Source organism: Comamonas testosteroni ATCC 11996, assembly GCF_000241525.1.
GTDB classification, from domain to species: domain Bacteria; phylum Pseudomonadota; class Gammaproteobacteria; order Burkholderiales; family Burkholderiaceae_C; genus Comamonas; species Comamonas testosteroni.
In genome coordinates this window covers 392,009-415,818 of sequence record NZ_AHIL01000002.1, presented here as the reverse complement: position 1 = coordinate 415,818, position 23,810 = coordinate 392,009, and the positions used below count along the sequence as shown (strand labels likewise).

Genomic DNA, 23,810 nt, shown 5'->3' with positions numbered 1-23,810 from the left:
CCGACCCGGAGCCGACATGACCGCCAATACGCCAACCATCGTCACCTTTGCCATCTACCTGCTGGGCATGCTGCTCATAGGCTGGGCAGGCTATAAAGCCACGTCCAACCTGTCTGACTACATTCTGGGCGGGCGCAGTCTGGGTTCGGTGGTCACGGCTCTGTCGGCCGGGGCATCGGATATGAGCGGCTGGCTGCTCATGGGCCTGCCCGGGGCCGTGTTTGCCACTGGCCTGTCGGCCTCGTGGATCGCCATCGGCCTGTGCATCGGTGCCTGGCTCAACTGGCGCTTTGTCGCGGCACGCCTGCGCGTCTATACCGAGAAGGTGGGCAACGCGCTGACATTGCCCGATTACTTCACCAACCGTTTCGAGGATGGCAGCAGCCTGCTGCGCATCGTCACGGCACTGGTGATCCTGGTGTTCTTCACTGTCTACTGCGCCTCCGGCGTCGTCGCTGGCGCCCGTCTGTTCGAGTCCATGTTCGGCATGGACTACCAGACCGCGCTCTGGGTGGGTGCCGTGGCCACCATGGCCTATGTGTTCATAGGCGGCTTTCTGGCCGTGAGCTGGACCGACACCATCCAGGCCTCGCTGATGATCACCGCGCTGATTCTGGCCCCCCTGATGGTGATCTATGCCGACGGCGGCGTGGGTGCCAGCGCGGCGATCATCGACACCGCCCGCAGCGGCGCCTTCGACATGTTCAAGGGCCAGGGGGCGATTGCCATCATCTCCTTGCTGGCCTGGGGTCTGGGCTACTTCGGCCAGCCCCACATTCTGGTGCGCTTCATGGCAGCCGAGTCGATCAAGACCATTCCCAACGCGCGCCGCATCGGCATGACCTGGATGGTGCTGTGCCTGGGCGGCGCCGTGGCCGTGGGCTTCTTCGGCATTGCCTTCTTCGCCAGCCGCCCCGAGATTGCGGCAAACGTCAATGGCAACCACGAGCTGGTGTTCCTGGAAGTCGCCAAGCTGCTGTTCAATCCCTGGATCAGCGGCGTGCTGCTGGCTGCCGTGCTGGCTGCCGTGATGAGCACCCTGTCCTGCCAGCTGCTGGTCTGCTCCAGCGCCCTCACCCAGGACATCTACAAGACTTTTCTGCACAAGAACGCCAGCCAGAAGCAGTTGGTCTGGTTTGGTCGCGCCATGGTGTTCGCGATTGCCGTGATTGCCATCCTCATTGCGCAGGACCCCAAGGCCAAGGTGCTGGGCATGGTCAGCAATGCCTGGGCCGGCTTCGGCGCCGCCTTCGGCCCGCTGGTGCTGATCTCTCTGCTCTGGGCCCGCATGACGCGCAACGGCGCGCTGGCCGGCATGGTCGTGGGCGCGGTCACGGTGCTGGTCTGGCAGCATTACCAGTGGTTCAAGCTCTATGAAATCGTTCCCGGGTTTACGTTGTCCGCTATCGCAATCATAGTAGTCAGCCTACTGGACAAAGCTCCTTCTGCCACGATCACGGCCAAACACCGCGAGGTGGAGGCTGAAATCGCTGCCCACGGCGAATAAAAGCTGCCACGCCCCTGCCCAAGCCCTGCCCGGCCATGCCGACAGGGCTTTTTTGTCGTCGAAAACCGCTCGACAGGCTGCACAAAAAATAGGCGCAACTTGCATTTTCGAGGCCTATCCGTCACACTTACGGGTCGAAATTTCAGGCATTACCTGAGATTCTGAAAGGTTTAGTGAATGCTCAAGGCCGCTGCAGCCAAGGTATATCAGACGGGTTTAGCGTTGATGCTGGGTGCCGCTTTTGCGCTGGCACCCCCTGCGGCTTTGGCGCGCAAAGCGCCCGAAGTCGGTGCCACCGTTCCCGGCTTTGAGACCGTGAGCCTGGCCGAACTGCCGCGCGAAGGCCGCACCACCTATGGTCGTATCCTTCAGGGCGGTCCGTTTTCCAGCGACAAGGACGGCACTGTATTCGGCAACCGTGAGCGCATACTTCCGCGCCAGGCCAGAGGCTATTACCGCGAATACACCGTGCGCACGCCAGGCGCGAAAAACCGGGGTGCGCGGCGCATAGTCTGTGGCGGCTTGCAGCCCCAGGTGCCCGATGCCTGCTTCTACACCGGCGACCACTACAACAGCTTTCAGCAAATCGTCCAATGAAGTTAAAAGACGCCCTCCAGGCCCGCCATAAAGCGGCTTTTGACTTCTTGAATTCCGCAGCGGCGGTTTGCGCAGACAGCCTACAGCGCTGTCAGTACCGACTCTGCCACCAGTTTTGATGTTTTTAGAAAGAATCACGGAGATGGACACGCCACTTCGTAAGCCCTCGGAAACACCGTTGCGCAATGTTCGCCCGAACATCGTGCAATCCATTCGCGCCTATCGCATTCCTGATCTTCAGGCAGCAGCAGAGGCGCTGGGCTCCCATTTCCTCTATGCCAACCTGGCCCATGCCCAGACCAAGGCCGATGTTTTCGAGCTGCTGTCCACCCAGTTCTACCTGCCGGCACACTTTGGCAAGAACTGGGATGCGCTGTATGACTGCATGACCGACCCGATCAACAAATCCGGCCCGCAACCCGGTTTTGTGGTGGTGCTCGACCAGATTCCGACCACTCCCAAGTTCGACAAGGAAGTGCGCGAGCAGTTGCTGGACGTGTTCCGCGATACTGCGGACTTCTGGGCAGAGCGCAAGATTCCCTTCCGCTGCTTTTACTCATTCCTGTAGGCCGGCTGCTGCGGCGCACACAACACAAAATGCCCGCCTTGAATGCGGGCATTTTTGCTTTCAGCAACCCCAGGCTCAGGCAGTGCCGCCCTGCGCGGCAGCCTTGAGCTGCATCCACTTACCCATTGCAATCACCAGCACGGCGCCGCAGGCGGCCGCTGCGTAATGCGCCCAGGGATTGATCCGTACAAAACCTTCGAGCATATGGTCGCTGGTGATGGTTTCGCCGGCCACCCAGCCAATCAGTGCCGCGCCCAGAGTGACGATGACTGGAAAGCGCTCCATCAGCTTGATCATCAGCGTGGAGCCAAAGATGACCAGCGGAATGCTGATGGCCAGGCCCAGAATCAGCAGCAGCATATCGCCGCCCGCTGCCGCAGCCACGGCGATCACATTGTCCAGACTCATGACCAGATCGGCGAGCAAAATGGTGCGAACGGCAGCCATCATGCCCTGCCCGGCCACGCTGCCGGAGTTCTCTTCTTCATCTTCGCCCTTGAGCAGGCCCACGCCAATCCACAGCAGCAGCAGGCCACCGATCACCTCGACGAATGGCAGCTGCATCAGCTTGGCGGCCACCACTGTCAAGGCAATACGCAACACCACGGCGGCGCCGGAGCCAAACAGCACCGCTTTTTTCTGCTGCTGCGGCGGCAGGCCACGTGCGGCCAGAGCAATGACCACCGCGTTGTCACCCGAGAGAATGATGTTGATCCAGACGATCTTGAACAAGCCGATCCAGAAATCGGCACCGAGCATGGCATCCATGGAAAATAATCCTGAGTTCTCTGTCCGTTGCACCTTGAACGGACAAACGCCCAGCATTGCAAGGCCAGGCGTGATCAATGCAGGCAAGTTTAGCCAACTGCCTCTTGGAGCCGCCGCCGGCGTATTGCTTCTGACGTCATGGGAATTGCAGGCCACGGAGTTCGCTTACGCTTTGGGCGCAGACTCCGCATGCACCTCAAATTACCAGTTTTCAGTGATAGCCAAGCGACCTGATCTCGGTAACAGTGGGACACGAAAACCAGCGGCACATCACACTATATGGCAGAGACTTTCTCCCTCCCTACAGAGTCCATTCTCCCCAGCCCCTTGATCGTGGTGGAGGATGAGCCGCTGATCCGCAATCGGCTGGAAAGCATTTTGCATGGTCTCGGATATGCGGATGATGCTCTCATCTTTGCTGCAACCCTGGGGCAGGCACGCGCCCGGCTGGCGGAGCATCCTGTCGCCATGGCACTGGTGGATCTGGGCTTGCCCGACGGCAGCGGCATAGAGCTGATCAGCCAGTTGCGCGCCGCCGACCCCGGCATGGGCATTCTGGTCATCTCCGCCTGGAGCACCGAGGACGCCATTCTGTCGGCGCTGCGTGCCGGGGCCAACGGCTATGTGCTCAAGGAGCGCGACGATCTGGAAGTCACCTTGTCCATACGCAGTGTGCTGCGTGGTGGCGCCCCCATCGACCCTTTCATTGCACGGCGCATCATTGCCGAGTTGCAGCCTTCCCAGCCTACGGAAGCGCACAAGGAGATGCCGCCCGAGGCCATACTCAGCGCCCGCGAAATCCAGATCCTCAAGCTGGTCGCAGACGGCATGACCAACCGGGAGATCGCAGAGTCGCTCTTTCTCTCCCGCTACACCGTGGAATGCCATGTGAAGAACATTTACCGCAAGCTGGCCGTGCCTTCGCGCACCAAGGCGGTCAGCGAGGCCCGGGCACGCGGTTTGCTGAGCTGAATGTTCAAGCAGTCGGCTCTCATGCTCCGCCTGATATTTGCGCTCGTCATGGGCGTCAGTTGCGGCGTGGCCTGGGCACAGGAGCTCAGGCCTCAGGATCTGCTCTGCGAACCGCGCATTGTGGCCCGCCAATCGGCCAAGGCACTGCCCGATGGGCCTCCACCCGATGCGGCCTTGCTGCAATGGGTGGATGTGCCGGGGCTGGATGACTGGAGTCAACGCTGGCCCGGCTATGACGGTGCAGCCTGGTACCGCATCGATTGGGAGAGCCCCTGCGGGCGCGATCAGCCCGTGGCGCTGGCCGTCGTCAATATCGTGATGGCGGGCGAGGTGTTCGTGAATTCAGAACTGATCTGGCGCGATCAATCGCTGGTGGAGCCGCTGAGTCGCAGCTGGAATATGCCACGCTACTGGCTGCTTCCCAAGGCGCTGCTCAAGGAACAGGGCAACAGCATCTGGGTGCGCGTCCACGGGCTCAGCACCCAGACGCCAGGCCTGGGGCGGCTGCGCATAGGCCATCCAGCCGAGCTCAAGCAATGGACGGCACAGGCAACCTGGAGCCTGCGCACCATTTATATGGTCTGCATCACGGTCAGCCTGGTGCTATGTCTGCTGTTTTCGTTTGCCTGGCTCCACAATCGCAATCAAAAACTCTATGGCTGGTACGCACTCAATCTGATGTGCTGGGCACTGATGCTCTGCTTTATGGTCATGACTGATCCCTGGCCCTTCAGCAGCACGCCGGCCTTTGCCAAGGGTAATCTGCTGGTTTTCATTGCATTTACCTACACCTTCTGCATTTTTACGCTGCGTTTTGGGGAATTACGCCTCATGCGGCTGGAACGTACGCTGGCCGGCATATGCAGCCTCTGTGCCGTATTTGCACTGTCTGTGCCCGATGCACAGATGGCGCTGAGCCGGGCCGTCTGGCTGCTGATGTTCTGTCTTTGCGCTTTAGTCTGCCTGCTGTTTCCACTGCGCGGGCTGCAGACACGCACGCCAGCCCACATCGCTTTCAGCCTTTGCTTTGTGCTTTACCTGGCCATCGGCGTGCACGACCTTCTGCTGCTGACCAAGACCCTGGATCACAATCTGACGCTGACTCCCTACACCACCTTGCTGAGCATGCTGGTGATCGCGTGGTTGCTGGGGCGACAGATCGTGTGGAATATGCGCCGCATCGAGCACTTCAACCACGAGCTCAGTCTCACCGTCACACAGGCCTGCGACGACCTGAGCCAGACCCTGGAGAGGGAACACCATCTGGCTCTGAGCCACTCCCGCCTGCAGGAGCGTCTGCGCATTTCCCAGGATCTGCACGATGGCCTGGGCGGCTCTCTGGTGCGCTCCATTGCCCTGGTCGAGCAAAGCAGCGCCCCGCTGCCCAATGCCCAGGTGTTGTCCATGCTCAAGCTCATGCGCGACGACCTGCGTCAGATGATTGATACCGGCACCAGCACCGCCATCCAGGTTCCCGAGACACCCATGCAGTGGCTTGCCCCGCTGCGCCACCGCTTTGCACGGCTGTTCGAGGAACTGGACATTCAGGTGAAGTGGTGTCTGCCCGAATACTGGACCCACGCGCCCAGCCCCATTCAGTGCCTGACGCTGACCCGCGTGCTGGAAGAGGCATTGACCAATGTCATCAAGCACAGCCGCGCCAGTCAAGTCCAGGTTCGGCTGGAGATTCCCGACTCCAGGGAGTTGCAGTTGCAGATCGAGGACAACGGCACAGGCTTTGATTTGGATAGCACACAGATCAACAGCATGGGCGTGGGCATGCGCAGCATGCTGGCGCGACTGGAACGCCTGCAAGGCACTCTGGTCATACAGTCCCGCCCCGGTCGCACCGAGCTGCGTGCCAGCCTGCCGCTGTTCGGCAAGGTACAACGCCACACCGAAGTACAGAGCTCCGTGCCGTCTCCCCAGAGCATCTGGTAACTGCGCTAAGCTTTCTGCATGCCCCTGCTTATCGATGGAACACCGCATGAAGATGGCGTCTTCACCCTTGAGCTGACGCCTGACGCGCCGCACAGACTCAAAACCAGCCCCGGTCAGGGCAGCCTGACCCTTGGCCCCAGGACGCTGTTGAAAACAGCGGACCTGTGGCTGCCTGTCGACGCCTGCGTGCTCTGGCCCTGCTTTGACCCCTTTGCCACGCCCGCTGGCTCGCCCTGGCCGCGCAGCTTCTACTACACGGGCAATGACAGCGGCTTCTTCACGTGGGCGCAACTGCGCCCTATCGAAAACTTCAGCTGGCACCCGCAGCTGCGGCAGGATGTACATATCGACGCCAGCCAGTCACAGATTCGCGAGCTGAGCATTCATCTGCAAGCGGGCAATCAGGGCCACATCCACCTGAAGCTGCCGCAGCAGGGCATGCGCCTTCATCTGCATGGCAATCTGGAGCAAATCACCGTCACCGCAGGCCTGCCTGAAAGCCTGAGTTTGAGCCCGGCCACCAGCAAGAACCCGGCCGACGAAGCCTTTCAGCTGCCCGACATGGGCAGCCTGAAACAGGTCGCCACGCTGGAGCTGCGCAACGGAGCGGGAAAGCAACCCATTTCGCTGCAAAACCTGCTGCAGTTTTCGAAGCTGGAATCGCTCTCCCTGTGGGGTAACCACAGCGATTTGGCCCAGCTTTCATCATGTACGCAGCTCAAGGCGCTATCACTGCGTTTTATGCGCCATCTGTCGGGACTGCCTGCGCTGCCAACCTGGCCGGAGCTGGACTTCTTCATCGCCTACAACGTGGAAGAAGCCGCTGGCAAACGCCTGCGCCAGCAACTCAAGGACCGTGCCAAGGCTCGGCCCTGGGCTGACTACACATCCGTCAGCCAGTTACGCAAGCCTGAATGGTGGGCCAAAGAATATGGGCGGCCATTTGCGGGCTGGCCCGCAGCCCGTGCCAGGATTGCGCATGCAGCCTATGAGCTGGCCGAACAAGAAATTGGCACAGCAAGCAGCCTTGGCCATGTGCAAGCTGCACTGACGACCTTTACCGCCCGCTTCAACACAGTCAAGGGCATTGAAACCAGCGAGCGTGAAGACCTGGGGCTGGCCGTGCAGCAACTGGCACAACTGCCTGCGGCGCTGTCACTGAAGCTGACGGATGAGCAGGCCCAGCAGTGGTTTGATGAAAACCGCGACTACTAGCGCCTACCTGACGATTACCTAGCGGCCGCAGGATCGACCTGCGCAATGATGCCGCCTCCCAGGCAGACATCGCCGTCATAGAGCACGGCGGACTGACCAGGGGTGACAGCCCATTGCGCTTCGGGAAAGTCCAGACGGAAGCCGGCATCCGTGGCCTGGGAAATCAGCGCAGGCGAATCGGGCTGACGGTAGCGTGTCTTGGAGCCGTAGGCCTTGCCCTCGGCCGGGGCATGGCCGGCCACCCAGCTGACCTGATCGGCCAGCAGGGCATGCGACTGAAGCAGCGGATGGTCATGGCCCTGCACCACGCGCAGAATGTTCTTGTCCATTTCCTTGCGTGCCACAAACCAGGGCGCATGGTCACCCGCACCACGGGCGGCACCCTTTTCCTTGACGCCGCCGATGCCCAGACCCGAACGCTGGCCCAGCGTATAGAAGGACAGGCCCACATGCTTGCCCAGCTTGCGGTTGCGGTCGTCCAGGATGAGACCCGGCTCCTTGCTGATGTAGCGGTTCAGAAAGTCGCGGAACGGGCGCTCTCCGATGAAGCAGATGCCCGTCGAGTCCTTCTTCCTGGCGTTGGGCAGGCCGATCTCTTCGGCAATGCGACGCACCTCGGTCTTGTGCAGCTCGCCCACAGGAAACATCGCCTTGGACAGCTGGGCCTGGTTCAGGCGGTGCAGGAAATAGCTCTGATCCTTGCTGTTATCCAGGCCCTTGAGCAGCTCGAACAGCTGGGTGGACGGATTCTGGCGCACGCGTGCATAGTGGCCGGTGGCGATCTTTTCTGCCCCCAGGCGCATGGCGTGGTCCAGGAAGGCCTTGAACTTGATCTCCGCATTGCACAGCACGTCCGGATTGGGCGTGCGACCGGCCTGATACTCGCGCAGGAACTCGGCAAACACGCGGTCCTTGTAGTCTGCCGCAAAGTTCACATGCTCGATCTCGATGCCGATCACGTCGGCCACGGCCGCCGCATCGACAAAGTCGATATTCGACGAGCAGTACTCGCTGTCGTCGTCATCTTCCCAGTTCTTCATGAAGATGCCGACGACCTCGTGGCCCTGCTTTTTGAGAAGATAGGCGGTGACGGCGGAATCCACACCGCCCGACAAACCCACCACGACACGCTGCTTGTTGCTCATAGGTATGCGATTATCCCAGCGCCCGTCAACTGCTGCGGGCGTGAGGATTTGCCATGGAACTGCGCCAGCTGCGCTACTTTGTACGAATTGTTGAACTGGGCTCCATGAGCCGGGCAGCGCTGGATCTGGACATGGTGCAGTCGGCGCTGAGCCAGCAGATCAGCCGCCTGGAGTCCGAACTCTCGACCCGGCTGCTGCAGCGCACACCACGCGGAGTCATCCCCACCGAGGCCGGCCAGGCCTTTTTCCACCAGGCCCAGCTGACCCTGCGCCATGCCCAGCAGGCCATTCACGCGGCCCAGCAGGCGCGGCTATCGGGTGCCGTCAGCATGGGCCTGTCCCCCACGATTGCCAATGTGCTGGGCCTGCCGCTGATGCGTGCCATGCGCGAGCGCTACCCCGAGGTGAGGCTGCACATGGTGTCAGCCCTCTCGGGGCATCTGACGAGTCTTCTCAACGCCAGACAGCTGGATCTGGCTATCCTTTTCGATACTCAGAGCGCCCGGCGATGGAGCGTGATGCCTCTGCTGGAAGAGCAGCTGTTTCTGATCCAGTCGCGCCAGCAACCGGTGGCACCGCAGATTCGGCATGAAGTGCCCATCAGCCTGGAGCAGCTGCAGCAGGTGCCGCTGATCCTGCCCTCGGGCAGCCACGGCCTGCGCAGCTCCATCATGGCCTCGTTCACCAGTGCCGGTTTCCAGTCGCAGATGGCCATGGAGATCGACTCGCTGACCCTGCTGATGGAAGCGGTCGACGCCGGCATGGGCGCCACGGTCCAGCCCTGGTCAGCCGTGGGCATGTACCGTGATGCAGCCGAGCGTTTTCAGTGGTCCCAGATCGCCGATGACTCGGTGCGGCGCAAGGCCGCGCTGTGCAGCCTGTCGGACGACGAGCTCTCGCCCGCCGCCCTGGCGGCACGCGTTGTCTTGACGGACTGCGCCAGGCAACTGGTGCATTCCGGAGTCTGGCGGGGAGCATCGCTGACGGATTGAGCCCCCGCCTTCCAGGCAGAGGATGAATGCGAAGCTGGCTGGCCATGGGCGACGCCGGGAAATCAAGGCTCAGTCCTTACGTAATTTCCACAGCAACTTTGTTGTCATGTGAAGCTCATACCTCATGGCAAACCTAGATCTTCATTACAACATTGCTGTTGCGCCCCCTGGGCCGCATCTCGACATCCATCTTGCATCACGCCGACGGCGCCAGCCTACAGCGGGTGCGAGTGCGCTTTTTTAATATGAGCCTTGCCTCGTGCTGGATGTGAAGTGCGCTTCAGGACAGCCAGCCAAAACCAAGGTTCATTTATGACATCTCTCGATATTCAGTTGCTGCTGACCGCCCTGGTCAGCGTGCTGGTGCTGGTCGCCTTGATCGTTTCACGCATCAAGCTGCACCCGCTGCTGGCCCTGCTCATCGTCTCGGTCGGCGTCGGCTTTGCCACCGGCATGGATCCGGAAACCATCGTCAAGCAGCTGACCAACGGCGCGGGCAAAACGCTGGGCGCCGTAGGCGTCGTGATCGCGCTGGGCGCCATGCTGGGCAAGATCCTGGCCGATGCCGGCATCACCGAGCAGATCGCCGAAGCCATTCTCAGGCACTCCTCCGATCGCATGATCCCCTGGGCCATGACCCTGGTGGCCTTCATCGTCGGCATCCCGATGTTCTTCGAGGTCGGCCTGGTCGTCATGCTGCCGCTGATCTTCAGCGTGGCGCGCAAGCTGGAAGGCCAGGCCCGTTTCAAGGGCTCGGCCTATGTCTACGTCGGCGTGCCCGTGATCTCGGCACTGGCGGCCATGCACGGCATGGTTCCGCCCCATCCCGGCCCCCTGACCGCCATCGCCACCCTCAAGACCACGGTCGGCCCGACCATGCTGTACGGCTTTCTGGCCGCCATTCCGGCCATGGTTCTCGGTGGCCCGCTGTATGGCGCCTTCATCGCCCCACGCATGAGCACCAAGCCCGACCAGGCCTTGCTGGACCAGTTCACCATCACCGAGAAAGCCACTGCCGGCCAGCAGCCCAGCATCGCCCTGGGCGTGCTGGCGGCCCTGCTGCCCGCCATTTTGATGCTGATCCACGCTGTTGCCGAGATGCTGCTGCCCAAGGATGCGGCAGCCATGCATGTGGCCAGCTTTCTGGGCAATCCCCTGATCGCCATGCTGCTGGGCGTGCTGTTCGCCATCGTGGCCCTGGTGATGGCCCGTGGCGGCGATACCGAAAAGCTGCGCGACGCGCTGGGCAAGAGCCTCAAGCCGATTGCCTCCATCATCATGATCATTGCCGGCGGCGGCGCCTTCCAGCAGATGCTGACCAGCGCCAAGGTCGGTGATGCCATCGTCCATCTGACCCAGCAGTTCGCCTTCCCGCCGCTGATCCTGGGCTGGCTGATCGCCATGCTGCTGTCCGTCTCCACCGGATCGGCCACCGTGGGCATCGTGGGCGCTGCCGGCCTGCTGGCGCCGCTGGCGGGGGCCGACCCCAGCCTGAACCTGCCTCTGCTGGCCCTGTCCATCGGCTGCGGCTCGCTGTTCTTCAACTATGCCAACCACGCCGGTTTCTGGATGGTCAAGGAGTCCTTCGGCATGACCATGGGCGAAGCCACCAAGACCATCTCGGTCGTGCAGTCCATCGTGGCCGTGGTGGGCCTGATCATGGTGCTGCTCTTCAACGCGCTCGTCACCGTGCATTGAGGCCGGTCGTCCAGGCCACACCGGGGCTGCAGCGCAGCGGCCCCGGTGCCTTCCTCCGGGGTTGCAAGCCGTGGCGCAAGGCCGCATCGCGCCGCCTTCGGCCTGCGGCACAAGCCATCCATCACGATTGGTGATACCCCCATCCCCTAGCCCCGCTGCACGGGTGAGGCGGTGCTCACTACAGTGGCGTTCAACTCCAATCTGACCCTGTCAACCGCGCTCCGGTAGCGGAAATGACAGAGGACATCCACCCACGTTGAACCGCTGCAGGCATCGCCCCGTGGCAGCCCATCATGAAAACTGAAGCCTTTGACACCGATGTACTCGTCATCGGTGGTGGCAATGCCGCCCTGTGCGCCGCGCTGATGGCGCGCGAAGCCGGCAGCCGCGTGCTGCTGCTTGAATCCGCTCCGCGCGAATGGCGCGGCGGCAACTCCGGCCACACCCGCAATCTACGCTGCATGCACGATGCGCCCCAGGACGTGCTGGTCGAGGCCTATCCCGAAGAAGAGTACTGGCAGGACTTGCTCAAGGTCACGGGCGGCATCACGAACGAGCATCTGGCGCGCATGGTGATCCGGGCCTCCTCGACCTGCCGCAACTGGATGCGCAGGCATGGCGTACACTTCCAGCCGCCGCTGTCGGGCGCGCTGCATGTGGCGCGCACCAATGCCTTCTTCATGGGCGGCGGCAAGGCGCTGGTGAATGCCTATTTCCGCAGCGCCGAAAAGCTGGGCGTGGAAATCCGCTACGAGTCGCCCGTGGACAAGCTCGAAATCGAGAACGGCCGGTTCCTGGCTGCCTGGGTCAAGACCAAGGATGGGCGCCAGCGCATCACGGCCAAGAGCTGCGTGCTGGCAGCGGGCGGCTTCGAGTCCAACCGCGAATGGCTGCGCGAGGCCTGGGGCCAGAACGAGCGCGGCGAGTGGCCGGCCGACAACTTCATCATCCGCGGTACGGCCTTCAACCAGGGCGTGCTGCTCAAGCATATGCTGCAAGAGCAGCAGGCCGACGGCCTGGGCGATCCCACGCAGGCGCACATGGTGGCCATCGATGCCCGCGCTCCGCTGTACGACGGCGGCATCTGCACGCGTATCGACTGCGTCTCGCTGGGCGTGGTGGTGAACCGCGATGCCAAGCGCTTTTATGACGAGGGCGAGGACTTCTGGCCCAAGCGCTATGCGATCTGGGGCCGTCTGGTGGCCCAGCAGCCCGGCCAGACGGCCTACTCCATCATCGACAGCAAGGCCATAGGCCGCTTCATGCCGCCGGTGTTCCCCGGCGTAAAGGCCGACTCGCTACCCGAGCTGGCACAGAAGCTGGGTCTGGACGTGGACACCTTCATGGCCACGCTCGACGCCTACAACGGCAGCTGCAAGGTCGGCCATTTCGACCATACCGCGCTGGACGACTGCCATACCGAAGGCCTGGCTCCGGCCAAGACGCACTGGGCGCGCCCGCTCGACACCGGCCCCTACTACGGCTACGCACTGCGCCCCGGCGTGACCTTCACCTATCTGGGCCTGAAGGTGGACGACACGTCCGCCGTGCGCTTCAACGATCAACCCAGCCAGAACCTGTTCGTGGCCGGCGAAATGATGGCCGGCAATGTGCTGGGCAAGGGCTACACCGCCGGTGTGGGCATGTCGATCGGCACAGCCTTTGGCCGCATTGCCGGACGCAATGCTGCTCTCGCGGCTGCCGGCAAACCCGCTATCCATGGCGCCGTAAAGGACGAGGTCTGAATCATGAGCATCCAATCCCTGCAAGAACTGGGCAAGGAAGCCCAGACCCTGGCCACCGGCAAGGTCATCCCCATCATTCCTGCACCGACGGAAACCGCCGCCGAAGACGAAGTCGCGCGCGTGATGCAGATCTGCAATGCCTGCCGCTACTGCGAAGGCTTCTGCGCCGTGTTCCCGGCCATGACGCGCCGTCTGGAGTTCGGCAAGGCCGATGTGCATTACCTGGCCAATCTCTGCCACAACTGCGGCGCCTGCCTGCACGCCTGCCAGTACGCGCCGCCGCACGAGTTCGGCATCAACATTCCCAAGGCCATGGCCGAAGTGCGCGGCCAGACCTATGCCGACTATGCCTGGCCGCCCGCCATGGGCAAGCTGTACCAGAAGAACGGCCTGACCCTGTCCCTGGCACTGGTCGCCGGCCTCTTCCTGTTCCTGGCGCTGGCCGTCGCGGCGCAAGGCGGCATTGGCCAGCTGTGGAGCGGCAATCTGGGCAACAACTTCTACAACCTGTTCCCGCACAACCTGCTGGTCGGCATCTTTGCGCCGGTCTTTCTGTTCGTGGTCTTCGCGCTGTTCATGGGCGTGCGCCGCTTCTGGAAGGATGTGAAGCCCGCCACCAGCAATGTGGATGTCAGCGGCCCCGCCGCTGCCGAAGCCACGCACGACGTGCTGCGCCTGAAATACCTGGACGGTGGCCACGGTGACGGCTGCCACAACGAGGACGACGAGTACACCTTGAAGCGTCGCCGCTTCCACCACCTGACCTTCTACGGCTTCATGCTGTGCTTCGCGGCCACTGGTCTGGCCACGGTCTATCACTATGTCTTCGATCTGCCCGCTCCCTACGAGCTGCCCAGCCTGCCCAAGATTCTGGGCGCCCTGGGCGGCGTGAGCCTGATGATCGGCACGGCCGGCCTCTGGATGCTGAACCGCGCGCGTCACCCGCTGCATGGCGACGCCAAGCAAAAGCCCATGGACCTCGGCTTCATCGCCCTGCTGTTCCTGGTGGCCGCAAGCGGCCTCGCGCTATGGCTGGGCCGCGCCACGCCGGCGCTGGCACTGCTGCTGTGCCTGCACCTGGGCGCCGTGATTGCGCTGTTTGCCACCCTGCCCTACGGCAAGTTTGCCCACGGCGTGTTCCGCACGGCTGCGCTGCTGCGCCACAACACCGAAAAGCGCGAGCCCAGCCCCATCGGCCTGGGCGCCGATTGAGCGAAGCCCCATGACAGGCACGCCCGCCGTGCCTGCTTTCAGAAAAATCAGCCGGAATACCGGCATTCCTTTCCGACCAAGGAGACATCCCATGATGAACAAACGCCATTTCCTGCGCGCCACGGCCGTGGCCGCCTCCCTGCTGAGCCTGGGCTCGGCAGCACAGGCCGCACCCGACTGGCTGCCCAACAAGCCCGTGACCCTGGTCGTGGGCTTTGCCGCTGGTGGCGCCGCCGACGCGGCGGCGCGCATGATTGCCAAGAAGCTGGGCGAGAACATCGGCCAGACCGTAGTGGTGGACAACAAGGGCGGCGCGGGCGGCAATATCGCCCATCAGTTCGTGGCCAAGGCCCCGACCGACGGTTCGGTGCTGCTGTTCGGCTCCATCGGCCCGCTGACGATTGCGCCCCACATCATGAAGGTGGGCTACAACCCCTTCACCGACCTGGCACCCATCTCGGGCGGCGTGAACTTCCCCAATGTGCTGGTGGTGCACAAGGGCGCGGGCGTGAAGAACCTGGCCGAGTTCGTGGCCAAGGCCAAGAAGAGCCCCGGCAGCGTGGACTATGCATCGACCGGCGCGGGATCGGCCTCGCACCTGGCGGGCGAGCTGTTCAACCAGCGCGCCGGCGTGGAGATGGTGCACGTGCCCTACAAGGGCGGCGCACCGGCCCTGCAGGATCTGCTGGGCGAACGCGTCACCTCCTACTTTGCCGCGCCCCCGACGGCCCTGCCGCATGTCGAGACCGGCAAGCTGATTCCGCTGGCCACCACCGGGCTGACGCGCCCCGCCTACATGCCCAATATTCCCACCGTGGCCGAAGCGGGCTTCCCCGGCTTCGAGGCGCTGAACTGGTATGCCTTCGTCGCCCCCGGCAAGACCCCCACGCCCGTGCTGGACCGCTGGAACCTGGAGATCGTCAAGGTGCTCAAGGACCCCGGCGTGGCCGAAGCGCTCAAGGTCCACGGCCTGACGCCCCAGCCCACGACGCGGGCCGAGTTCGCGGCCTTCATGAAGAAGGAATACGAGCAATGGGGCAAGGTGGTCAAGGAACGCAAGATCACCCAGAACTAAGGGCGGTGCGCCGGTGTTCAGACAGTGATGGGCTTCTTCTCCACCGGCGCCGCAAAGCCCACGCACAGACGGTTCCAGACATTGATACAGCCGATGGCGTAGCTGAGCTCCACGATCTCGCGCTCGCTGAAGTAGGGGCGCAGGGCCTCAAAGTCCTGCGGCCCGGGGTGGGCCTGGCTCAGTTGGGTGCAGCGCTCGGCCCAGTTCAGCGCGGCGCGCTCGCGCATCTCGAAGAAGTCCACCTCGCGCCAGACCACCACGCTGTTGATGCGCTGCAGGTCCTCGCCGCGCGAGAGCAGCTCGCGCACATGCATGTCCACGCAGAAGGCGCAGCCGTTGATCTGCGAGACGCGCAGATAGACCAGCTCCAGCAACTGCACACCGAGGCTGGAGCGCGCGATCTGGGCGTTGAGGCCGGCCTGCGCCTTGTAGAGCTCGGGGGCCAGCGCACGGAAGTCCAGGCGCGGCGTGGGGATGGCGATAGGGTTGGCGGTGGGGTTGGCGATGTCGGCCATGTGAATACTCCTTGAGGCATTGCAGGCCCGCCCCTGCGGCCGGCCCATACCTCTTAGACGCGGCAGCGGCGCGGTTTGTGACAGGCATCGTCATCCATCACCGGACAATCAATAAACATAGCTGCTATCGACATGTAATAAACAAACTCAGCAATAAAACTATCTGAATCTATTGATTGACATGAGGTAACAGCTATTGTTTTTTCTCCTTCTACGACGGCATCGCCCATCAGGCAATCAGGCAGCCGGCACCAACACGCGGGTCAGCTTGTCCGGATTGCGCAGCGTGTAGATGCGCCGGATCAGTCCGTCCTCGACCAGCAGCGTCTGCACCGACTCCACCTGGCCGTCCACACAGCGCACCAGACCCGGCAGGCCATTGACCCGCGCCAGATGCAGGGTCTGCTCCTGCCCGTCGCGGCGCAGGCGCCGGGCCATGGCGAAGTACAGCAGCGCCAGGCGGCGCCCGGTCTCCAGCACGCGGCCAAAGGATGCCACCTTGCCGCCGCCGTCGCTGATCAGCGCGGCGTCGGGCGCGAAGAGCGCCTGGATCTGCGCCAGATCGCCGCCCCGCGCCGCCTGGGCAAAGCGGCGCAGCAGCTCGGCATGGGCTTGTGCGGGCGCCTCGAAGCGCGGCCGTCCGGCCTTCACATGGGAGCGCGCGCGGTGCACCAGCTGACGGCAGGCGGCCTCGCTGCGGCCCAGCGCCTGGGCCACTTCGGCGTAGTCGGCATCGAAGACCTCGCGCAGCAAAAAGGCTGCGCGCTCCTCGGGCGTCAGTTGCTCCAGCACGAACAGCAGCGCCGTGGAGACATCATGGGCCTGCTCCAGCAGCTCCTCGGCCGAGGGAGCGGCCTCGGTCCAGGGCTGGACCAGCGGCTCGGGCAGCCAGAAACCCGCATAGTGCTCGCGCTCCACGCGCAGGCGCCGCAGCCGGTCTATGGCCAGCCGCGTGGCCGTGGTCACCAGCCAGGCCTCGGGCTGGACAATGGAGGTGCGCTCGCTGTCCTGCCAGCGCAGCCAGACATCCTGCACCAGATCCTCAGCCTCGGCCCGCTGGCCCAGCATGCGATAGGCCAGCCCGAACAGGCGGGGACGATGGCGCTCGAAATCCTGCAGTCCCGCATCGGCGGGCGGCGCAGTGTGGGAAGTGGGGCTCACGTGATGTCTCCTGCAAATAGGCCAGGGGCCAGCCACCCAGTGTGACAGGCACCAGGCCTTAGACGCAGAACACGCAGCTTTTGTGACAACGCGCCAAGCTTAAAACCGGCGCGCCCCAAGCCAGAGACACGGAGGAAGGGCCGCCCCGCACCGAAGGTGTCGTCCCGTTGCACGTCGCCCCTCGGGGGAAGCTGCGCAGCAGCTCAGGGGGGACCTCAATACCCCACCGCGCACCCATCCTTGCGCGGATCGGAGCCCGCGATGTAGTGCTCGCCGTCGCGCAGCACCAGCTGGGCGCCGCCAAAGGCGAACACGCCGTGGCCGGCCTCGACGCTGACCTCATGGCCGCGTGCGCGCAGCTGTTCAACGACGGCTGCATCGAAGGACGGCTCCACGGCCACGCCCTTGCCGCCGGTCACGCGCCAGCGTGGTGCATCGGCCGCAGCCTGCGGGTTCTGGCCGTAGCGCAGCACGCGCAGGGCCATCTGCAGATGGCCCTGGCTCTGCATGGGGCCGCCCATCACGCCGAACGCCATTTGCGGCGTGCCGTCGGCATGCATGGCAAAGGCCGGAATGATGGTGTGCGAGGGACGCTTGCGCGGGCCGACCTGGTTGGCATGGCCAGCCTCGGTGGTAAAGCCGTGGCCGCGGTTCTGCAGGCTGATGCCCGTGCCCGGCACAACCACGCCCGAGCCGAAGCCCATGTAGTTGGACTGGATGAAGGAGACCATCATGCCGCTGGCATCGGCTGCCGCCAGATAGACCGTGCCGCCGGGCCGGGGTGCGCCGTAGGTGGGTGCGCTGGCCTGCTCGCGGTCTATCAGCTGGGCGCGTTCACGCAGGTAGTCGCGGTCCAGCAACTGGGCGGGGGTGACGCGCATATGGTCCAGGTCGGCGTTGTACTGGTGCAGGTCGGCAAAGGCCAGCTTCATGGCCTCGATCTGCAGATGCACGCTATCCACACCGTCCAGCGGCTGCGATCCGATCGGAGCGCCCCCCGCACCCAGCTCGTCCAGCATGCCCAGCGCCATCAGCGCGGCAATGCCCTGGCCGTTGGGCGGTATCTCGTGGATCACAGAATCGCCGAACTTCTGCGACACCGTTCCCACCCAGTCGGCCTGGTGCGCGGCCAGGTCTTGCTCGCTCATCACGCCGCCGCAGGCCCGTGAATGCTCGGCCATCTTCCTGGCCAGCGCGCCGCGGTAGAAGGACTCGCCCAGGGTCTGGGCAATCTCCTCCAGCGTGCGCGCATGGGCTTCGCTCCTGAACACCTCACCGGCCCGGGGAGCGCGGCCGCTTGGCAGAAAGCACTCGGCAAAGCCGGGCTGGTCGCCCAGCTTCTTGCCGCCCAGCTCCCACAGCGTGGCAATCGTGGGCGAGACCGCGAAACCGCTGCGTGCATAGTCGATCGCAGGCCGGGCTACCTGCGCAAAGGGCAGCTTGCCGAAACGCTTGGACAGCGCCACCCAGGCCGACACGGCGCCGGGCACGGTCACGGCATTCCAGCCCTTTTCCGGAATGCCGCCCAGCTGGGCAAAGTAGTCGGGCGTCCAGCCCGCAGGCGAGCGGCCCGAGGCGTTGAGGCCATGCAGCTCCTTGCCGTCCCAGACGATGGCAAAGCCGTCACTGCCGATGCCGCAGCCCGTGGGCTCGACCACCGTGAGCGTCATCGCCGCGGCCAGCGCCGCGTCCACGGCGTTGCCGCCTGCCAGCAGCATGGAGAGGCCCGCCTGCGCGGCCAGCGGCTGCGAAGTGCTGACCACATTGCGCCCCAGCACCGGCGAGCGGTGCGAGGCATAGGGAAGCGTCCAGTCCTTGACGAGGTTGGTCATATCTAAGTCCGATCAGTGATTCATGGGCGCCGCGCTTAAAACTGGCGCACCCCTTCGACGCACGCCGAGCAAGGGCCGCCCCGCAGCGAGAGAGGAGGAAGACGCGAAGCGGCTCAGGGGGTGCTTTATTCCAATGTAATGTGGTTGTCCCGGATGACCTTGGCCCAGCGTGCGCTGTCGGCCTGCACCATGGCGGCGAACTGTCCTGGCGTCTGCGGCTTGGCGGGCTCCACGCCCTGCTTGGCCAGGCTGGCGATCACCTCGGGATTCTGGATGGCGCGGTTGAAGGCCTGGTTGATCCTGCCGACCAGCTCTGGCTTCATGCCGGCCGGGCCATAGAGGCCGAACCAGGTGACCGAGGAATAGCCTGGCAGGCCCGATTCGGCCACCGTGGGCAGATTCGGAGCCAGCGTGCTGCGCCTGTCGCCGGTCACGGCCAGGGCGCGCAGGCGGCCGCTGGCCACATGGGGCATGCCCGTGGGAATGGAGTCGAACAGCAGATGCACCTGACCTGCCGCCAGATCGGTGATCGATTGCGCGGTGCCCTTGTAGGGCACATGGGCGAGCTGTATGCCGGCCTGGGCGGCAAAGGCGGCGGTGTTCAGGTGCACGATGGTGCCGTTGCCGCTGGTGGCGTAGTTCAGCTTGCCGGGGTTGGCCCTGGCATAGGCGATCAGCTCCTGCACGCTCTTGACCGGCAGCGAGGGCGTGACCAGCAGCACGCTGGCCGCGTCCGCCGTATGCGCGATGGGACTGAAGTCCTTGTCTGCCTTGTAGGCCAGCCTGGGCATCAGATGCGGCGAAATCGCATGCGTGCTGTTGGTGGTGAACAGCAGCGTGTAGCCGTCGGCCGCCGCCTTGGCGGCCTCGGCCGTGCCTATGGTGCCGCCAGCGCCGGGCCGATTGTCGATGACCAGCTGCTGGCCCAGCTCCTGCGACACACGCTGCGCGATCACGCGTGCCACCAGATCGGTAGCGCCGCTGGCCGGAAACGGCACGATCACCCGCACCGGTCGGCCGGGCCAGGCGGCCTCGCCCTGGGCCAGGGCCGGCAAGGCCAGCAAGCCGCCGGCCACGGCCGCAGCGGCCTGGAGCCACTGTCGGCGCGTCGTTGAAACAGTAAACCGTGCCCGCATGGCAACTCCCGGTGAAATGGCAGCTTGTTCGAAAGGGGGCGCCGCTGCCCGGCAACCATCGAACGGGACATCTTAAAAAGCCGAGGCATTTGCCGCTATCGGCAAATTTGCAAACCATCGTTGCCAAAACGGCAAACCGAGCACAATGGCGATTTGCTTTCACCGACTGCCATGCCCGAGTCCCGCCATCTGCTGCTGCAAGACACCGCGCTGCGCTACTTCCACGAAGTCGCGCAATGCGGCTCGCTGAGCGAGGCCTCGGCCAGACTGCATGTGGCGGCCTCGGCCATCAGCCGCCAGATCGCGGCGCTGGAAGCGCGCCTGGGCACGCCGCTGTTCGAGCGCCACCCGCGCGGCATGGTGCTCAACGCCGCCGGCGAGATCCTGGCCGATCATGCGCGCCGTGCAGGGCTGGACGCCGAGCGCGCGCTGGACGAGATCAAGGCCTTGCAGGGCCTGCGCAGCGGCAAGGTGCGCATTGCCAGCTCCGATGCCTTCGCCAGCGAATTCCTGCCGCGCCTGTGCGCGGCCTTCCAGCGCCAGCACAGCGGCATCGTCTTCGAGGTGACAGTGCTTCCCACACACGAGGTTTCCGGCGCCGTGCGCACCGGCATCGCCGACATAGGCCTGTGTTTCAGCCGGGCCCCCGAGCCCGGCATCGCCGTCGCCTGCCGCGTGGCCGCGCCCGTGCTGGCGCTGGTGGCATCCGGCCATGAACTGGCGCAGGAGCGCAGCGTGGCACTGGCCAGGCTGGTGCGCTATCCGCTGGCACTGACGCCGCCCAGCACGGCCGTGCGCCAACTGCTGGACGCAGCCTGCAGCCGCCAGGGACTGATGCTGGCGCCGGCCCTGGAGAGCAACCACGGCAAGACGCTGCTGAACTTTGCGGCCCAGGGCATGGCGGTTGCCGTGGCCAGCGAAATCGCCGCCCGCGACATGGTGGCCACAGGAGCACTCGTGGCCGTTGCGCTCAGCGACCGCGGCATGGATCTGCGCGATATCGAGGTGCAGACCCTGGCCGGCCGCACGCTGCCGCATGCAGCGCAGTCCTTTCTGGAGCTTTTGCAGCTTCGCCTGCCCGCGGCCTGGTGATACAGCAACCGCTAGCGCCGACTCAATCCGCCTTGGGGCGCAGCACCAGCCAGAGCGACAGCGCAATCAGCCCGCCCCCCATGGCATGAGCTGCGGTCAAGGACTCATCGAGCAGGGCCCAGCCCCAGAGCACGGCAAACACGGGCACGATGAAGGTCACGGTCAGCGCCTTTTGCGGACCTTCGTCGGCAATCAGCCGGAAATACAGCACATAGGCCAGAGCCGTGCTCAACAGGCCCAGCAATGCCACATTGCCCCATGCCAGCAGCGGCGCGGCCTGCAGCCTGGCCAGCATGCCGGGCTCCAGCGCGATGTCGATGAGCAGCGCCGGCGTCAGCACCATCAACGCGCCCAGCTGGCTGATGAAAACGGCAGCGCGCGTGTCCACAGACGCATTGGCACCGGCCAGCCTGAGCGTCAGATAGCTGGAAAACGCATAGCAGACCGTGGCCACAAAACAGGCCGCCATACCGCCCAGCACGGCTGTGCTGAGATCCAGCGGCCCGGCCTGGGCCAGCACCGCCACGCCGCCAATCCCCAGCAGCACGGCAGCCACACGCGCGGGCGTGATCGCCTCGGCAAACACCAGCGCTCCCACCACGGTGGCAACCAGCGGCGTGGTGGCATTGAAGATGGCGCTATAGCCCGATGGCAGCACCTGGGCCGCCAGCGCGTACATGAGAAAGGGGATGCCGGAATTGATGACGCCCAGCCCCAGCAAGGGCCACAGATAGCGCCCCGGCCTGGGCCGGTAGCCCATGGCAAACAGCGCCGCGCCAAGGCCCAGCGCCGAAAACAGGCCGCGCCCCACGGCCGTGGGCACAGCCCCCAGATGGGGTACGGCCACGCGCATGAATAAAAAACTGCCGCCCCAGAGGGCGGCCAGTGCCATGAGTCGGATCAGGCTGGCTACAGACATACAGGGCATTGTGCACAGCCCCGGCCTGCACGCCAGTCACAACTGCTGCATGCAGATAGGACTTACGCAAGCGAAAATGCAATGACGGCCTGCCTCATGAGGCAGTCGTCTTGCCTGAGCCCATTTTGCGTAAGTCGTCGCAGAAATCAGTGAACCTGCACCAGCACATCGTCCAGTGTCGCACCGGCCTCTTCAGGTACCGGGCGCGTGAGCTGCGGCACCTTGTAGATGCTGGCATCGGCATGGATCAGACCTATGTCATAGCGCTGGCCGGCCAGATAATCGCCCACCGACTCCAGCACGATGGGGCTTCGGTGCAGATGCTCGGTGGCCTTGAGCTCGTCGAGCGAGAGCCAGACGCTGCGCACGATGCCGTCGTCCAGATGGCGCTGGGCATGGTGCATGCCCAGATCGCCCGTGAAGGCAAAGCGCAGATAGGTGATGTCCGATCCCGTGCGCGTGCGCACAAAACGGTTCATGTAGATGCCGACCAGAGCCGTGGGCGTGAAGCTGTAGGCCGTCTCTTCCATGACTTCGCGCACACAGGCATCGACAGGGCTTTCGGAAGGGTCCAGATGACCGGCCGGCGTGTTCAGACGCAGTCCATCCGCCGTTTGTTCTTCCACCAGCAAAAAACGGCCATCGCGTTCGATGATGGCCGAGACAGTCACATTGGGTTTCCAGCGATTGGGCATGGCGGGCATTATCCTTGTCCCAACCCGACGATGTGTCAGATAAATCCCACCATATAGAGCGCTCCTTCGCCGTAACTGTCCAAATGTTGTTGCTGCGCAGCATTTGTCACGGATTCGACCACATAGCCTTGACGCTCCCAGTAAAGCCGTGAGCCCTGCACCGAAACCAGTGCCGTGCGCTGCACGCCGCGTGCTCTGGCCTGCGCCTTCAGGGCCTGCACCATGCGCCGCGCCAGGCCCTGGCCGGCACCGGCCTCGGACACGGCCATATCGTGCAGATAGAGCACGCTGGCGTCGTCATATTCGGCAAAGTCGCCATTGAGTGGCGTGATGGCCCCGGGGCGCGACCAGTAGGCGGCCAGATAGGCCACCAGCTCGCCCCCTTGCTCGGCCGCCCAGGAACAATGCCCGGCGGTGCGCAAACGGCGCACAAACACCTCGCGCGGCTCGGCAAAGTCCGCGCCATAGCAATGCTCCTGTATGCGCAGCAGGGCATCCACATCATCCACGCCCAGCGCGCGCAGCTGGATTGGCATCGACTCCGGCATCAAAAACTCTCAAATCAATAGCTGTCAACGCTTATCAGTCAATGGCTGACAGCCAATTTCAATCAAATTCCAGCACACAGCTTAGCAAGCCGCTCATCTCGCAGCAGCCTGTAGGCACTATCGCAATGGTAATGATTCTCAATTGGAGATTCATCGCCCTCCTCCTTACCATTCATTCATCGCTCAGGGAGAAACAGATGACACGCTTGATAAAGACATTGCGCCAGAACCAGCTCACGCTGACCAAGACTGCCAGTTACTACGTGATCCACATCACCGTGGCCGCCTGCGTCGCCTATGCCGTGACCGGCAATCTGATTGCCTCGCTGACGCTGAGCCTGCTGGAGCCCACGGTACAGGCCTTTGCCTTCTTCTTCCATGAAAAAGTCTGGGAGCGCCGCCTGAAAAAGCGTGAGCAACAGGTGCTTGATGGACAAGCGCTGAGCGCCTGAGAGCCGCCTATGAACACCGACCACC

General features: G+C 63.8%; 23 protein-coding genes. 13 read left to right on the top strand and 10 right to left on the bottom strand.

Annotation, left to right across the window (positions count from 1 at the left end; all coding sequences use genetic code 11):
• Positions 1–16 precede the first annotated feature (16 nt).
• The 3 genes from putP (at position 17) to CTATCC11996_RS01795 (ending at position 2,672) form a co-directional block, all read left to right on the top strand.
• The gene (gene putP / locus CTATCC11996_RS01805) at positions 17–1,507 is read left to right on the top strand and encodes a sodium/proline symporter PutP (RefSeq protein WP_034348045.1); all 1,491 of its coding nucleotides are present in this window, start codon (positions 17–19) and stop codon (positions 1,505–1,507) included.
• Positions 1,508–1,684: 177 nt separating this feature from the next.
• Positions 1,685–2,104 carry a guanyl-specific ribonuclease gene (locus CTATCC11996_RS01800; protein WP_003072352.1) on the top strand — a complete coding sequence of 140 codons (420 nt, stop codon included), beginning with the start codon at positions 1,685–1,687 and terminating at the stop codon, positions 2,102–2,104.
• Positions 2,105–2,246: 142 nt separating this feature from the next.
• Positions 2,247–2,672 carry a barstar family protein gene (locus CTATCC11996_RS01795; RefSeq protein WP_003072350.1) on the top strand — a complete coding sequence of 142 codons (426 nt, stop codon included), beginning with the start codon at positions 2,247–2,249 and terminating at the stop codon, positions 2,670–2,672.
• A 75-nt stretch (positions 2,673–2,747) separates the two neighbouring features.
• Here the strand turns inward: CTATCC11996_RS01795 and CTATCC11996_RS01790 are convergent, their stop codons facing one another.
• Entirely contained in the window at positions 2,748–3,440 is a 693-nt protein-coding gene (locus CTATCC11996_RS01790) for a TerC family protein (RefSeq protein WP_003072348.1), read from the bottom strand.
• A gap of 279 nt (positions 3,441–3,719) precedes the next feature.
• Between CTATCC11996_RS01790 and CTATCC11996_RS01785 the strand changes: the two genes are divergently transcribed.
• Genes CTATCC11996_RS01785 through CTATCC11996_RS01775 form a run of 3 tightly spaced genes read left to right on the top strand, consistent with a single transcriptional unit; the run spans position 3,720 to position 7,568 of the window.
• A complete protein-coding gene (locus CTATCC11996_RS01785; protein WP_034347946.1) occupies positions 3,720–4,412 on the top strand; it encodes a LuxR C-terminal-related transcriptional regulator in 693 nt (230 codons plus the stop codon).
• Between the two features lie 21 nt (positions 4,413–4,433).
• Positions 4,434–6,353 (top strand): sensor histidine kinase, encoded by a 1,920-nt coding sequence (locus tag CTATCC11996_RS01780; protein ID WP_236597891.1) that lies wholly within the window; start codon positions 4,434–4,436, stop codon positions 6,351–6,353.
• Positions 6,354–6,371: 18 nt separating this feature from the next.
• A complete protein-coding gene (locus CTATCC11996_RS01775; RefSeq protein WP_003072344.1) occupies positions 6,372–7,568 on the top strand; it encodes a hypothetical protein in 1,197 nt (398 codons plus the stop codon).
• Positions 7,569–7,582: 14 nt separating this feature from the next.
• On the opposite strand, the gene mnmA is transcribed toward CTATCC11996_RS01775, so the two are convergent.
• The gene (gene mnmA, locus CTATCC11996_RS01770) at positions 7,583–8,713 is read right to left on the bottom strand and encodes a tRNA 2-thiouridine(34) synthase MnmA (protein WP_003072342.1); all 1,131 of its coding nucleotides are present in this window, start codon (positions 8,711–8,713) and stop codon (positions 7,583–7,585) included.
• Between the two features lie 53 nt (positions 8,714–8,766).
• Between mnmA and CTATCC11996_RS01765 the strand changes: the two genes are divergently transcribed.
• The 5 genes from CTATCC11996_RS01765 (at position 8,767) to CTATCC11996_RS01745 (ending at position 15,435) form a co-directional block, all read left to right on the top strand.
• Positions 8,767–9,705, top strand: coding sequence for a LysR family transcriptional regulator (locus CTATCC11996_RS01765; protein ID WP_003072340.1), 939 nt, complete (start codon positions 8,767–8,769; stop codon positions 9,703–9,705).
• A gap of 312 nt (positions 9,706–10,017) precedes the next feature.
• Positions 10,018–11,403, top strand: a complete 1,386-nt coding sequence (locus CTATCC11996_RS01760; protein ID WP_003072338.1) for a GntP family permease — start codon at positions 10,018–10,020, stop codon at positions 11,401–11,403.
• 293 nt (positions 11,404–11,696) lie between these two features.
• Complete coding sequence (gene tcuA, locus CTATCC11996_RS01755) at positions 11,697–13,148, top strand: FAD-dependent tricarballylate dehydrogenase TcuA (RefSeq protein ID WP_003072336.1); 1,452 nt, start codon at positions 11,697–11,699, stop codon at positions 13,146–13,148.
• A gap of 3 nt (positions 13,149–13,151) precedes the next feature.
• Positions 13,152–14,360 (top strand): tricarballylate utilization 4Fe-4S protein TcuB, encoded by a 1,209-nt coding sequence (gene tcuB, locus CTATCC11996_RS01750; RefSeq protein WP_003072334.1) that lies wholly within the window; start codon positions 13,152–13,154, stop codon positions 14,358–14,360.
• Between the two features lie 91 nt (positions 14,361–14,451).
• The gene (locus CTATCC11996_RS01745) at positions 14,452–15,435 is read left to right on the top strand and encodes a Bug family tripartite tricarboxylate transporter substrate binding protein (protein ID WP_003072332.1); all 984 of its coding nucleotides are present in this window, start codon (positions 14,452–14,454) and stop codon (positions 15,433–15,435) included.
• Positions 15,436–15,452: 17 nt separating this feature from the next.
• Here CTATCC11996_RS01745 and CTATCC11996_RS01740 read toward each other — a convergent pair whose 3' ends face one another.
• The 5 genes from CTATCC11996_RS01740 to CTATCC11996_RS01725 all read right to left on the bottom strand — a co-directional run bounded on the left by CTATCC11996_RS01740 (position 15,453) and on the right by CTATCC11996_RS01725 (position 20,079).
• The gene (locus CTATCC11996_RS01740; protein WP_003072330.1) at positions 15,453–15,950 is read right to left on the bottom strand and encodes a carboxymuconolactone decarboxylase family protein; all 498 of its coding nucleotides are present in this window, start codon (positions 15,948–15,950) and stop codon (positions 15,453–15,455) included.
• A 53-nt stretch (positions 15,951–16,003) separates the two neighbouring features.
• Positions 16,004–16,180: a hypothetical protein gene (locus CTATCC11996_RS25670; protein WP_155278085.1), complete on the bottom strand. Its 177-nt coding sequence runs from the start codon at positions 16,178–16,180 to the stop codon at positions 16,004–16,006.
• Positions 16,181–16,187: 7 nt separating this feature from the next.
• Positions 16,188–17,111 (bottom strand): RNA polymerase sigma-70 factor, encoded by a 924-nt coding sequence (locus tag CTATCC11996_RS01735; RefSeq protein WP_003072326.1) that lies wholly within the window; start codon positions 17,109–17,111, stop codon positions 16,188–16,190.
• 215 nt (positions 17,112–17,326) lie between these two features.
• Positions 17,327–18,943, bottom strand: a complete 1,617-nt coding sequence (locus CTATCC11996_RS01730; protein ID WP_003072324.1) for a gamma-glutamyltransferase family protein — start codon at positions 18,941–18,943, stop codon at positions 17,327–17,329.
• 125 nt (positions 18,944–19,068) lie between these two features.
• A complete protein-coding gene (locus CTATCC11996_RS01725) occupies positions 19,069–20,079 on the bottom strand; it encodes a Bug family tripartite tricarboxylate transporter substrate binding protein (protein WP_034347944.1) in 1,011 nt (336 codons plus the stop codon).
• 171 nt (positions 20,080–20,250) lie between these two features.
• Between CTATCC11996_RS01725 and CTATCC11996_RS01720 the strand changes: the two genes are divergently transcribed.
• On the top strand, positions 20,251–21,171 hold the full coding sequence (locus tag CTATCC11996_RS01720; RefSeq protein ID WP_003072320.1) for a LysR family transcriptional regulator: 921 nt from the start codon (positions 20,251–20,253) through the stop codon (positions 21,169–21,171).
• A gap of 22 nt (positions 21,172–21,193) precedes the next feature.
• Here the strand turns inward: CTATCC11996_RS01720 and CTATCC11996_RS01715 are convergent, their stop codons facing one another.
• The 3 genes from CTATCC11996_RS01715 to CTATCC11996_RS01705 form a co-directional block, all read right to left on the bottom strand.
• A complete protein-coding gene (locus tag CTATCC11996_RS01715) occupies positions 21,194–22,090 on the bottom strand; it encodes a DMT family transporter (protein WP_034347943.1) in 897 nt (298 codons plus the stop codon).
• A 146-nt stretch (positions 22,091–22,236) separates the two neighbouring features.
• Positions 22,237–22,794: an NUDIX hydrolase gene (locus CTATCC11996_RS01710; RefSeq protein WP_003072317.1), complete on the bottom strand. Its 558-nt coding sequence runs from the start codon at positions 22,792–22,794 to the stop codon at positions 22,237–22,239.
• Between the two features lie 26 nt (positions 22,795–22,820).
• Positions 22,821–23,333, bottom strand: a complete 513-nt coding sequence (locus tag CTATCC11996_RS01705) for a GNAT family N-acetyltransferase (protein WP_003072315.1) — start codon at positions 23,331–23,333, stop codon at positions 22,821–22,823.
• A gap of 197 nt (positions 23,334–23,530) precedes the next feature.
• Between CTATCC11996_RS01705 and CTATCC11996_RS01700 the strand changes: the two genes are divergently transcribed.
• Positions 23,531–23,785, top strand: coding sequence for a DUF2061 domain-containing protein (locus CTATCC11996_RS01700; RefSeq protein WP_003072311.1), 255 nt, complete (start codon positions 23,531–23,533; stop codon positions 23,783–23,785).
• Positions 23,786–23,810 lie beyond the last annotated feature (25 nt).